This is a genomic window from Bartonella alsatica, assembly GCF_013388295.1.
GTDB lineage: Bacteria > Pseudomonadota > Alphaproteobacteria > Rhizobiales > Rhizobiaceae > Bartonella > Bartonella alsatica.
This window is the reverse complement of record NZ_CP058235.1, coordinates 155,807-168,984: the sequence shown is the minus strand read 5'-3', so window position 1 is coordinate 168,984 and position 13,178 is coordinate 155,807. Positions and strand designations below refer to the sequence as shown.

At 36.4% G+C, this 13,178-nt stretch carries 7 protein-coding genes; 4 read left to right on the top strand and 3 right to left on the bottom strand.

Going from position 1 to position 13,178, the window contains the following annotated elements; translation table 11 throughout:
- Positions 1–14 precede the first annotated feature (14 nt).
- Positions 15–3,503: a DNA polymerase III subunit alpha gene (gene dnaE / locus HWV54_RS00730; protein ID WP_005865170.1), complete on the top strand. Its 3,489-nt coding sequence runs from the start codon at positions 15–17 to the stop codon at positions 3,501–3,503.
- A gap of 191 nt (positions 3,504–3,694) precedes the next feature.
- On the opposite strand, the gene HWV54_RS00725 is transcribed toward dnaE, so the two are convergent.
- Together HWV54_RS00725 and HWV54_RS00720 are read right to left on the bottom strand one after the other, a co-directional pair.
- Positions 3,695–4,933, bottom strand: coding sequence for an FAD-binding protein (locus HWV54_RS00725; protein WP_005865172.1), 1,239 nt, complete (start codon positions 4,931–4,933; stop codon positions 3,695–3,697).
- Positions 4,934–4,966: 33 nt separating this feature from the next.
- Complete coding sequence (locus HWV54_RS00720) at positions 4,967–5,215, bottom strand: zinc-finger domain-containing protein (protein WP_005865174.1); 249 nt, start codon at positions 5,213–5,215, stop codon at positions 4,967–4,969.
- 312 nt (positions 5,216–5,527) lie between these two features.
- Between HWV54_RS00720 and HWV54_RS00715 the strand changes: the two genes are divergently transcribed.
- Complete coding sequence (locus tag HWV54_RS00715) at positions 5,528–7,708, top strand: RNA degradosome polyphosphate kinase (RefSeq protein ID WP_005865176.1); 2,181 nt, start codon at positions 5,528–5,530, stop codon at positions 7,706–7,708.
- A 6-nt stretch (positions 7,709–7,714) separates the two neighbouring features.
- On the top strand, positions 7,715–9,226 hold the full coding sequence (locus HWV54_RS00710; RefSeq protein WP_176953545.1) for a Ppx/GppA family phosphatase: 1,512 nt from the start codon (positions 7,715–7,717) through the stop codon (positions 9,224–9,226).
- 636 nt (positions 9,227–9,862) lie between these two features.
- Here HWV54_RS00710 and rnd read toward each other — a convergent pair.
- Positions 9,863–11,017, bottom strand: coding sequence for a ribonuclease D (rnd, locus tag HWV54_RS00705; RefSeq protein ID WP_005865182.1), 1,155 nt, complete (start codon positions 11,015–11,017; stop codon positions 9,863–9,865).
- Positions 11,018–11,152: 135 nt separating this feature from the next.
- On the opposite strand from rnd, the gene aspS reads away from it, so the two are divergent.
- On the top strand, positions 11,153–12,943 hold the full coding sequence (aspS, locus tag HWV54_RS00700; RefSeq protein ID WP_005865184.1) for an aspartate--tRNA ligase: 1,791 nt from the start codon (positions 11,153–11,155) through the stop codon (positions 12,941–12,943).
- Positions 12,944–13,178: the final 235 nt, after the last annotated feature.

Sequence of the window (13,178 nt, the reverse complement as noted above, 5' to 3'; positions counted from 1 at the left end):
AGGAAATTGTAAGAGTGGCAGAAGATAAAAATAAAATACGAGATGAGAAAAATTCTCTTCCTCGCTTTATTCACCTGAGGGTACACTCTGCTTACTCACTTTTAGAAGGGGCTTTGAAAATCCCGCAAATTATTCAATATGCGGTTTCAGATCGTACTCCAGCGATTGCTATTACGGATACAAATAATTTATTTGGTGCTTTAGAATTTTCGCAATATTGTTTTTCTCATGGGATACAGCCTATTATTGGTTGTCAGCTCACGGTTGATTTTGGTGATGAAAATGATAATCCGCATTTTGCTAAGTGGCGCTACTCTTCTGATTTCTGCTCTCTTGTTTTGTTAGCTGCTAGCGAGATCGGTTATGCTCATTTGGTTCGTCTTGTGAGTCGTGCTTATCTTGATAAGTGTGATACTGATCCTCCCCATATCAAAGTCGATTGGTTGTTGTCACACAGTGAAGGAATAATCGCTTTAACGGGCGGTAAGGGAGGTCCTATTAATTTTTCTTTGGCAGAAGGAAAAAAAAAACGTTCTGTTGAACGTTTAATTTATTTAAAAAAAATTTTTGGTGATCGTCTATATGTGGAATTACAACGGCATGGTTCTTTTGATCAGAAAGTAGAAGCTGCGCTTATTGAGTTGGCGTATGCACATGAAATACCTCTGGTTGCAACCAATGAAGCTTTTTTTCTAAATAGGGAAGGGTATGAAGCTCATGATGCATTGATGGCGGTTGCGGAAGGACAAATTGTTTCTAATCCAGAGCGTAAACGTGTGACACCAGATCATTATTTGAAGTCACAAGATGAAATGGTTGCACTATTTTCTGATCTTCCAGAAGCTCTGGAAAACAGTGTTGAAATTGCATTGCGTTGTCACGCTGCTACACCGATTCGAAAACCAATTTTGCCTCGTTTTATAGAGCAATCTGTTGCTTCAAACTTTACTCTAGAAGTAGAAGATAGTGAATTATTAAATCAAGCTAAAGCTGGTTTAAAAATGCGGCTTGAAACAATTGGAGTGGCTGAAGGATATACAGTTGCAGATTATGAACAACGGCTTGATTATGAGATTTCCGTTATTACGCGCATGCAATTTTCTGGCTATTTTCTTATCGTTTCAGATTTTATAAAATGGGCGAAATCTAATGATATTCCTGTTGGACCAGGGCGTGGTTCTGGGGCTGGTTCGCTCGTTGCTTATGCATTGACTATTACCGATGTTGATCCATTGCGTTTTTCTCTTCTCTTTGAACGTTTTCTTAATCCAGATCGTGTTTCTATGCCGGATTTTGATATTGATTTTTGTCAAGAGCGACGTGAAGAAGTTATTCATTATGTTCAGAAAAAATATGGCCGTGATCAAGTAGCTCAAATTATTACGTTTGGTAAATTACAAGCACGTGCGGTGTTACGTGATGTTGGGCGTGTTTTAGAAGTGCCTTATCGGCAGGTGGATTATCTTACAAAATTAGTTCCTGCTACACCTGGGAGTCAGGTTGAACTGGCTGATGCTATCAAAGAAGAACCTAAATTTGAAGAAGAAAAGAAAAAAGATCCTGTCGTTGGACGCACATTAGATATAGCACTGCAGTTGGAAGGGCTGTATCGTCATGCATCAACCCATGCAGCAGGGATTGTTATCGGTGATCGGCCGCTTTCAGAACTCGTTCCGATGTATCGTGATCCTCGTTCCGATATGCCTGTTACACAATTTAACATGAAATATGTTGAACAGGCTGGGCTAGTAAAATTTGATTTTCTTGGGTTAAAAACGCTTACTGTTTTAAAAATGGCCGTAGATTTCGTTGCACGAAAGGGGATCAAAATAGATTTATCGAATATTCCTCTAAATGATGAAGCGACCTATGCTATGATGGCACGTGGTGAAACGGTTGGTGTGTTTCAAGTTGAAAGTTCTGGCATGCGTAAGGCATTGATTGGAATGAGGCCTGATCGTATTGAAGATATTATTGCTCTTGTTGCACTTTATCGCCCTGGACCAATGGAAAATATTCCAACCTATAACGCACGAAAACACGGGGAAGAGGAAATTGCCTCTATTCATCCTAAAATAGATCATCTGATTAAAGAAACACAAGGTGTTATTGTTTATCAGGAGCAAGTGATGCAGATTGCTCAGGTGCTTGCTGGTTATTCGCTTGGGGAAGCAGATTTATTACGTCGTGCTATGGGGAAAAAGATTCACAAAGAAATGCAAGAACAGCGTACGCGTTTTGTGAATGGAGCCGTTGCTGGCGGTGTTGATAAAGATCAAGCTGATATTATTTTTGATCTTTTAGCAAAATTTGCAGATTATGGCTTTAATAAATCACACGCTGCTGCTTATGCAATTGTTTCTTACCAAACAGCTTATATGAAAGCACATCATCCAGTTGAATTTCTAGCCGCTTCAATGACGTATGATATGACAAATACGGATAAGTTAAACGATTTTCGGCGTGAAGCATTAAGGTTAAGTATTAAAGTTATTGCTCCTTGTGTGCAGACATCACATCGTGTTTTTGAGGTTGGTGATAACTGTATTTATTATTCTCTTGCTGCCATTAAAGGTGTAGGGGAAGCGGTTGTTGATCATATTGTTGCTTGTCGTGGAAATAAACTTTTTAAGGATATTGAAGATTTTTGCGCGCGTATTGATCCCCGTATTGTTAATAAGCGTGCGATGGAAAGTTTGATTTGTGCTGGGGCCTTTGATTGTTTTAATATTGCACGTGAGGTTTTATTGGCGAATCTTGGAACTCTTCATGCGCGTGCCCTTCGTATTCTCGAAAACAATTCTAGTGGACAGATTGATATATTTTCGATGACTGGGGGAGTAAAAGAACCTTTGATTTTATCGCAAACTTCGTCTTGGTTACCTGATGAAAAACTTTATCGAGAATTTCAAGCAATAGGTTTTTACTTTTCTGCGCATCCTTTAGATGAGTATCAAGCTATTCTTGCTAAAAAACGTGTACAAACTTGGGTTAATTTTGCCTATGCCGTTAAAGGAGGAGCAACTGCTGCTAGGCTTGCTGGAACTGTTGTGGCAAAACAAGTACGCAAAACAAAATCTGGTAAAAAAATGGGGATTATTCATTTTTCTGATACAAGTGGGCAATATGAGACAGTTCTCTTTTCTGAGGCGCTTTCGAATTATGAAGAGAAGCTAGAACTTGGAAAGTCTTTTATCATTACAGTTAATGCTGAAAATCGCTCTGAGGGGATTAGTTTACGACTTGAAACGCTTCAATCTTTGGAAAAAGAGGCGTTACAGAATCATAAAATGATGCGCTTATTTATAAAGACAGTTGATATGCTTCCGCAAATTGAGGAAAATTTAGTTCCGAATGGGAATGGGGAAGTAGGACTTATTCTTATTCAAGAGGATAATTTACGAGAGGTAGAAATTGCGCTTCCAAAGCGATATAAAGTTAATTCACGTGTAGCGAGTGCTATGAAATCAATTCAGGGAGTTATCGATGTGGAATTGACTTAAATTAAGAATTGTAAAGCGACGGCCTGTCATGTTTTTACTTTATTGATAGTAAGATTTTGCTTTGGGTTGGATTGTAAATTTTGAGAGTTCTTGCTTTTAGTTATATTAAATTATGCCAGATTCGTAACGTTATAAATTCAATAAAACATCTATTACGTATCCAAAGTCATTGAGGAAAATTTAATAAGCTTTTATCGTATATTTTTTATGAGGTTCATAGCATCATATATATAAAGCCAATTAAGGCTGGATATGATATTCTCTGGTGTACGAGTTTTCATGATGAGATTCCGTGCAGTTGCTATAGGACCAGTTGCATGATAAACTATTCTATTAAAATCTCCACGTTTTTTTACTGCTCTAATTCGGGGAGTGCGTATTTTTTCATAAAGCGAAAGAGCTTTTGTTAATGAAAAGTCTTGACGAGAGAGCGTTTCTGCCAATGTGGCGGCATCTTCTATTGCCATAGCAGCACCTTGTGCTGCAAAAGGGAGGGAGGCGTGTGCACTATCACCAACAAATACTTGTCTTTCTAAGCCTAAAAAACGATTCTGTTTCATATAAAAGAGTGGCCAATAGTTCCACTCATCGATATAGTCAAAAATTTTGAGAATTTGCGTGTTCCAATCTTTAAAAAGAGATTTTAAATTTTCTTTATTTCCTTTGTGTCTCCACGCTTCTTGTGCTTTTTCTTTGCGAGTGATGGCTACAAAATTAAATACTTTTGCTGATGATTGAATAGGATAGACAACAAGATGATTTTGAGGCCCCATCCATGCTGTGATTGTCTTTCCATTTTGTAATAAGCAACAAAAACCTTTAGGAAAATTTTCAAATTTTATTGTTGCACGCCAAGCAATAAAACCACTAAAATCTGCTCTTTCATGAAAAGGAGCTGATTGCCGTAATGTAGACCAAACTCCATCACATCCGATAAGAAGCGGGGTTGAATAAAACTGATGTTGTTGTATTTTATTTGATGCATCTGTTTTTATTGTTTTTATATAAATGCTGCGAGATGCCATTTGGGTAGACGATACAAATTCACCTGATTTATATTTGATAAAAGGATTTTCAATAACAGCGTTGTATAAAACTTTTTGTAAGGCGGCACGATGAATCGTAATATAAGGGAATTTCCAGTTTTTTTCCGATAAATTAATAAGATCAACATGGAGTCGCGTTTTTAAAGATACCCCATCTCTTAATTCAAGAAAACGTGGTGTTGTTCCTATTTCGGTAAGTTTATTAAGAATTCCCCAACGAGCAAGAATACAAGTTGCATTTGGAGTAAGCTGAATACCAGCGCCTACAACATCAAGCTGTTTACACTTTTCAATAATAGTACTTGCTATTCCTTTATGGGCGAGAGCCAAAGCAGTACTTAAACCTGCAATCCCACCTCCAACAATAATTGGCGATTGGTTCATGAGTTCCTTCATATTGAAAAAGCAGAAAACGCATTATAATAAGTTGTTTGAATGATATAAACATCCTGGTGGGTTTGTTTGATTGTACGATAGGGAGGAGATATAGCGGTAAAGTGTTGAACAATAAGGGCAAATTTTTTCGTCAGCGGATCCCATGTCAATAAAAATATGGGGGTGATCGAATGGTTGTGTAGCACCTATACACATGAATTCTTTTACACCAATTTCGATTATTTTATATCCAAGGTCATTTTGGAAATGGGGGATATTGTGATCAGCCATTGTGTTAAGCTCCGGATAAATTGTCTAATCAGATATGGTAGGGTTTCTTTATTTCTTATGCATTAGTTTGTAATAAAGCTTATGATAATGCAAGGAGCTTTTTAAGACAAACTAACTATCTTTTATGTTAATGGGCTAGCCATTCTGTTTTTTAGCGTTTTGCGCATAGTAGTAATTTTAATTGTTTTGAAATATTCAATGTAAATAACATGAGAAAAATAGTTTATTAAGCGGTAATATATCGTAAAGTGTTTTATAAGATATTTATCCATAAGGATCTTAAAAAGTATAAAGGAAGTTTAACTAGAGTATATGGAACAAAGGATAGAAAATCAGATTTCTATATCAGATATAACAATGAAAAATCCGAAGCGATTTATTAATAGAGAATTTTCATGGTTACAATTTAATACTCGTGTATTGATGGAAGCTACTAATCCAAGGCATCCCTTATTAGAACGGTTACAATTTCTTTCTATTTCAGCAGCTAATCTTGATGAATTTCTTATGGTTCGTGTTGCTGGCCTTGCTGCTCAAATTCGTGCTGGGGTTACAACGTGTAGTGCAGATGGGAGTACACCGCAGGAGCAACTTGATTTTGTGTTAGATGAGATTTCATATTTGCAGGCTAATCAATTACGAGAATTGAGTGTTTTACGTTACCAATTAAAACAGAATGATATTGAGATTATTTGTTCTGATGGGCTTTCAGAAATTGAAAAGTCATGGCTCGAAAAATATTTTCTTGATACGATTCTTCCCGTTTTAAAACCTTTGTCTGTTGATTTTGCTCATTCTTTTCCGTTTATACCTAATTTAGGCCTTTCATTTGCTCTCCAATTGTTCCAGTGTGCTACTCAATGTTTTAGCATAGTGTTATTACCTATTCCAATGGCATTAAGGCGTTTTATTCTTCTTCCTAGAGAAGGTAATAATTTTCGTTTTATTGCATCTGAAGACGTTATTAGCCTTTTCATGAATTATATATTTCCTGGTTTTAAGGTCGATGGAATTGGTATATTTAGGATAATTCGTGATAGTGATATTGAAGTAGAAGAAGAGGCTGAAGATCTTGTCCATTTTTTTGAAACTGCTCTTAAAAGGCGCCGTCGCGGGCAAGTTATTCGAATTGAATTTGATGCAAAAATGCCGGAAAATTTACGCCAATTTATAATGAAAGGCCTTTCTGTTCCTGATAATTGTATCAGCGTTCTTGATGGGTTTTTGGCGCTTAATATGGTATCGGAGATTATTTCTATTCCACGTAATGACCTAAAATTTATTCCTTATAATCCTCGTTTTCCTGAATGTATTCGTGAGCATAAGGGTGATTGCTTTGCGGCTATTCGTAAAAATGATATCGTGATTCATCATCCTTATGAATCATTTGATGTTGTAGTACGATTTTTATATCAAGCTGCTAGCGATCCGGATGTTGTGGAAATCAAACAAACTCTTTATCGTACATCGAATGATAGTCCAATTGTCAGTGCTTTGATTAAAGCTGCTCAACAGGGGAAAACGGTAACGGCTTTGATAGAACTTAAAGCACGTTTTGATGAGGAAGCAAATATTCGTTGGGCACGTGATCTTGAACGTGCAGGTGTACACGTTTTTTTTGGTTTTATTGCATTAAAAACACATGCTAAGATGTCACTTATTGTAAGGCGTGAAAAGGAACGTCTTTGCTCTTACGTTCATCTTGGGACGGGGAATTATCATCCCATTAATGCCAAGGTTTATACTGATCTTTCTTTTTTTACTACTGATGATGATATTGCTCGTGATGTTGCATTATTGTTCAATTATATTGCTCAATATAAACGCCCAAATGAAGCAATGAAGATTGCTTTTTCGCCCTTAACATTACGCAGTCGTATTCTTAAGCATATTGAAGAAGAAATTACTAATGCGCAACAGGGACGGTTTGCTGCTATTTGGATGAAAGTCAATGCATTGGTTGATCCTGAAATTATTGATGCTTTATATCGTGCTAGTCAAGCAGGTGTACAGATCGATTTGGTAGTGCGTGGCATATGTTGTTTGCGTCCTGGTATTCCGGGAATTTCAGATAATATTCGTGTAAAGTCAATTGTAGGGCGTTTTCTTGAACATAGTCGCGTTTTTTGTTTTGGAAATGGTGAATACTTGCCGAATGAGAATGCACTTGTTTATTTAGGGTCTGCTGATATGATGCCTCGTAATCTGGATTACCGTATTGAAATATTGGTCCCAGTTTTTAATAAAACCGTTTGTAAACAGATTCTTTTACAAATTATGTTAGCTAATATTATTGATAATCAACAAAGCTTTGATATACTCAATAATGGGAAATCAAGACGTATAATACCGCAAAAAGGTGAGAGTCCGTTTAATGCGCAAGAGTATTTTATGGTCAATACAGGTTCTGCGGGGTGGAAAAAATCTTTTGAGTTTTCTGCTTCGCATTTGGTGGCGTTATATCAGCAGAAAGCCGAAGTGCATAAAGATTGAAATCCGATGACATATATAAATGCTCAGGGTCGGCTAAAAGGGTGTAAGCCTATTGCTGTTATTGATATCGGCTCAAATTCTGTTCGGCTTGTTATTTATGAAGGCCTTGTTCGTTCTCCAACAGTTTTATTTAATGAAAAAGTTCTCTGTGGTTTGGGTCGAGGTGTTGCAAAAACTGGATTTTTAGAAGAAAAATCAATGAATATGGCGTTGCAAACACTGAAACGTTTTCATGCGCTTTGTCGACAGATTGGAGTAGAGGAGATCTACACACTAGCAACAGCAGCAGCACGAGAAGCGAAAAATGGATCAGAATTTATTCAGAATGCTGAGAATATTTTGCAAAATAAAATATATCTTCTTTCAGGAAGTGAAGAGGCTGTTTATTCAGCATATGGGGTTATTTCTACTTTTTATAAACCAAAGGGTATTTCTGGAGATCTTGGTGGAGGAAGTCTCGAACTTATTGATATTGATAATTCTGATGTGGGTGAGGGAGTAACTCTACCATTAGGTAGTTTATGCCTACAGTACATGTCCAATAATGATATTACTGTTGCTGCCAGAATTGTTCATGAGCAGTTTGATAAATCTACTGTTGTTCGTAAAAGCATGACACGTTGTTTTTATGCAGTAGGAGGAACATGGCGTAATTTGGCAAAACTTCATATGGCCACCAAACATTATAGGCTACCTGTTATGCATGGCTATGAAGTTGATGCGGTTGAAATGGAAGATTTTTTGCGTTTTATTGTAAGTGGTTGTATTGATAATATAGGAGGAATTATAACTGTTTCAAAAAATCGTCGTCAACTTTTGTCTTATGGGGCGATCATTCTTATTGGACTTATTCGGTGTATGGGTTTTGAAAAAATAATTTTTTCTGGAGCTGGTATTCGTGAAGGCTTTCTTTATTCACGATTACCGCAAGCGGTTCGTGTTTCAGACCCTTTAATTACTGCATGCACGGAAGTGGCTATTTTACAGGCACGTTCACCAAAACAAGCAGAAGAGCTCATTGATTTTACGACCAATGCCTTTGAAGTTTTTGGAATTTCAGAAACTGAAGATGAATGCCGTTATCGCAAGGCTGCCTGTCTTCTTGCGGATATTGGTTGGCGCATACATCCAGATTATAGAGGTAATGAAGCGGCCAATCAAATAGCGCTGGGATCTTATCCTGGAATTTCTCACGAAGGGCGTATTTATGCTGCACTTGCTGTTTTTTTTCGCAATACAGGTTTACTGATTGATAATGAATCTCTTCCTATTTTTCAATTAGCAACCAAAAATATAATTGAGAAAGCACGCATTCTTGGTGAAACTATGCATATTGCTTATCTTTTTAGCGCTTCTACTGCTGGCATTTTACCCCATTTATCCTGGCATAAAAAAACAAATCATGTGGTCTTGTACATTCCGGAGCGTTACGCTGGTTTATTAGGAGAGCGCCCTCTCAATCGGTTGAAGAAATTATCAAAAATAATAAAACAACCTCTTTCTTTTGAAATTTTCTGATTTTTTCTATTAAATTAAGGGAATTCATTGTTCTATTATTGCGTGATTTTGTTATTGTGCAGATTCATCTTTTGATGGTTGGATTGCATTTTCGATACACCATTCATTTTCATAATTTGGTGATGTGAGACACTATACTTTTATAATGCTTTCGTATTTTTCTTTTCGCCTAAGCTGTCATTTTTGCAAATAAAATCACTATTATTAATAGAAAAATTTTTTCTATTATATTTTTAAATTTTAAGTTTTCTGTTATTAAATTTCTCTTGATATAGAAGTTTCGTATTTGATTGGCACTGCTAAGATTAAGTCTTCATTTTAATCAGCATTGATCAAATTTAAGTTTTAAAATTGTAGTATGTTTTTTTAGCATATTTGTCTTTGCAATAAAACACATACCAATTAATCTAGGAAATATAGACAATATAGCAGATGTTTTCAGAATGAAAATTTTTAAAATATTTCCAGAGTTTTCCTACATTTTTTTCAATAAAATTGACTTAACAAGATGGAGTTACAGAATTTTTCTTTTTTGATTTTCTATTCGCTTTTATACTCAATGAGGCAAATAATCTCTTTTTGAAGATTTTTGTTGCGACAATTTTAGCATGCAAATGATTAAAACTTTTTTATAAGTTAGAACTGTTTGATGCTTATTTTTCCATTGTCAAAATAAAATCCTATTTGGCCTTTTAGAAGTTGCTCGGCCTTTTGCCCAAATATTTCATAGCGCCAACCATTCATAGCGGGAATATTTTTCTTTATACATCCATTTGCGATTTTTTCTAAGTCATTGGAAGTTGCAATAATTTTAGGTGCAATGTTGTTCTCCTTTGCGACAAACTTTAATAACGCTTTGAGAAGATCGATAACGGCGGTTGTTGTTTCATTAAAGGGATTATGTTTAGGAAAAGGTGGTAAAGTTTCAAGATCAACTTCTAAGCCCTCGTTTATAGCTTTGATTAATGTTTGCGCGATTGAGAATTTATCCCAGTTTTTGTTCAAACTGCGCAAACGTTTTAGGGCAGATTCATCTTTTGGTTGTTGGATTGCGATTTCGATAAGGCATTCATCTTTCATGATGTGACGACGTGGAATATTATATTTTCGTGCTTTACGTTCACGCCAAGCTGCTATTTTTTGTAATACAGCAAGTTCTCGCAGTTTTTTAACTTTTCCTTTTACCTTTTTCCACGCCTCATCTTCTGGCATATCATAGGTTTTAGGGGCTAAAAGGATTGCTATTTCATCATCCATCCAGTGGATGCGTTTGTTTTTTTCTAGTTGTTTTTTTAATAAAAGGTAAACATCTCTTAAATAGGTTACATCTGCCAATGCGTAGAGCAGCTGTTTTTCAGAAAGAGGGCGGCAGCTCCAGTCTGTAAAACGAGATGATTTATCAAGTTGATGGCCCGTGCAACGTTGTACAATTTGGTCATAGGAGATGGAATCACCAAATCCGCAGATTGATCCTGCTATTTGTGTATCAAAGAGAGGGGTAGGAATAATACCTCCAAGGTGATAAATTATTTCAATGTCTTGACGTGCAGCGTGAAAAACTTTGACAATTTTTTCATCGACCATGAGATCAAAAAATGATTTCAAATCAATATCTTGTGACATTGGATCAATCAGAACTGTAGCATCTGGTGATGCAAGCTGAATTAAGCACAGCTGCGGCCAAAAAGTTGTCTCACGGATAAATTCAGTATCAACTGTTACAAAATCTGAGGTACGTAGAGTGGCAAGTGCGATTTCAAGATCTATTGTTTGTGTAATAAGATTCATCATTATTTTATTATAGCTAGATAAATTAAATTTGTCTTTTATTGATTTTTTTTTTGAGTCTTTATTCTCATATCTTGACAAATGGTTGTTAAAAAGCGTTTGTAGCGCATGTGAAATATTATATCAAAGGCAAAAGCTATGCACCGTTATCGCAGTCATAATTGCGCTGCTCTTCGTAAATGTGATGTAGGAATAAAAGTTCGTCTTTCAGGATGGGTTCATCGTGTTCGTGATCATGGTGGAATTCTTTTTGTGGATTTACGCGATCATTTTGGAATCACACAGATTGTTGTTGATCCTGCTTCGCCAGCTTTTAAAATTATAGAAAAAGTACGTTCTGAATGGGTTATTCGTGTAGATGGGGAGGTTTGTGCACGTTCTGAAGAAGTTATTAATACATCTCTTCCAACAGGCGAGATTGAAATTTTTGCGAAAGAAGTGGAAATTCTTTCAAAGTCTGCGGAACTTCCTTTACCCATTTTTGGTGAACCTGATTATCCAGAAGATATTCGTTTAAAGTATCGTTTTCTTGATTTACGTCGCGAAACTATGCACAAAAATATAATGCGTCGTACCGAAATTATTGCTGCTATCAGACGGTCAATGCAAGATAATGGTTTTACAGAATTTACAACACCACTTTTGACTGCTTCGTCACCGGAAGGGGCACGCGATTTTTTGGTTCCAAGTCGTATTCATCAGGGAAAGTTTTACGCGTTGCCACAAGCGCCTCAGCAATACAAGCAGTTATTGATGATGTCAGGCTTTGATCGTTATTTTCAAATTGCTCCATGTTTTAGAGATGAAGATCCCAGAGCAGATCGTCTTCCAGGAGAATTTTATCAATTAGATATTGAAATGAGTTTTGTTGAACAGGAAGATGTTTTTGTAACAATGGAACCTATTATACGTTCTCTTTTTGAAGAGTTTGCAAATGGAAAGCCTGTAACACAAAACTTTCCTCGTATTTCTTATGATGAAGCAATAAGAAAATACGGTTCGGATAAGCCTGATTTACGTAATCCGATCATTATCGAAGATGTTTCTCAGCATTTTTATGATTCTGGTTTTAAAGTTTTTGCTCATATTTTAGCGAATGATGAAAATGCACAAGTATGGGCTATTCCAGCTAAAACGGGTGGAAGCCGTGCTTTTTGTGATCGTATGAATGGGTGGGCACAAGGTGAGGGACAACCAGGACTCGGTTATATTTTCTGGCGTGAAGAGAAAGGAAAGTTTGAAGGTGCTGGTCCTATCGCCAAAAATATTGGCGAGAAAAGGACTGAAGCTCTCCGTACGCAGCTTGGACTTGGAAGTGGTGATGCTTGCTTTTTTGTAGCAGGAGATCCAAAGAAATTTGCGTCTTTTGCTGGAGCAGCGCGTACACGCGTAGGAGAAGAATTAGATCTTGTCAATCGGGAGTGTTTTTCTTTGGCATGGATTGTCGATTTTCCATTTTTTGAATGGAATGAAGATGAAAAAAAGCTTGATTTTGCACATAATCCATTTTCTATGCCTCAGGGGGGCGAAAATGCTCTTGAGTTTCAAGATCCTCTCACTCTTAAAGCGTTTCAGTATGACCTGGTTTGCAATGGTTATGAGATTGCATCAGGTGGAATTCGTAATCATTCACCGGAAATGATGCTTAAAGTTTTTAATCTTGTTGGTCTTTCTAAAGAGGTGGTGGAAGATCGTTTTGGTGCTCTTTATCGTGCATTTCATTATGGAGCTCCACCGCATGGTGGTATGGCGGCTGGTATTGACCGTATTATTATGCTTTTGCAAGGTGTCAAAAATTTACGTGAGGTTGCTTTATTTCCTATGAATCAGCAAGCACTTGATCTTTTGATGAGTGCCCCCTCTGAGGTTTCTTCTACACAATTACGTGATTTAGGGATACGAATTACTTCTGCTACAAAAAATAGTTAGTAACTTGATTTGGGGGGGCACTTTAATTTGCTTATAATAAAGTTTTAATACTTTTAAAATTACAGCAGTGTATATGTTGTTTATAAAAAGCTTAGATGTATGCTTCATTTACATTCTTTAACACTGTAAAGAGCTTGTAGCTGATTATTTTAAGAATAATGTAGTATTGTTAAATATTGCATTATTTTGAGAGTTTTCATAGAGTTCATTAATAAGCTAGATATTATTTTTATGC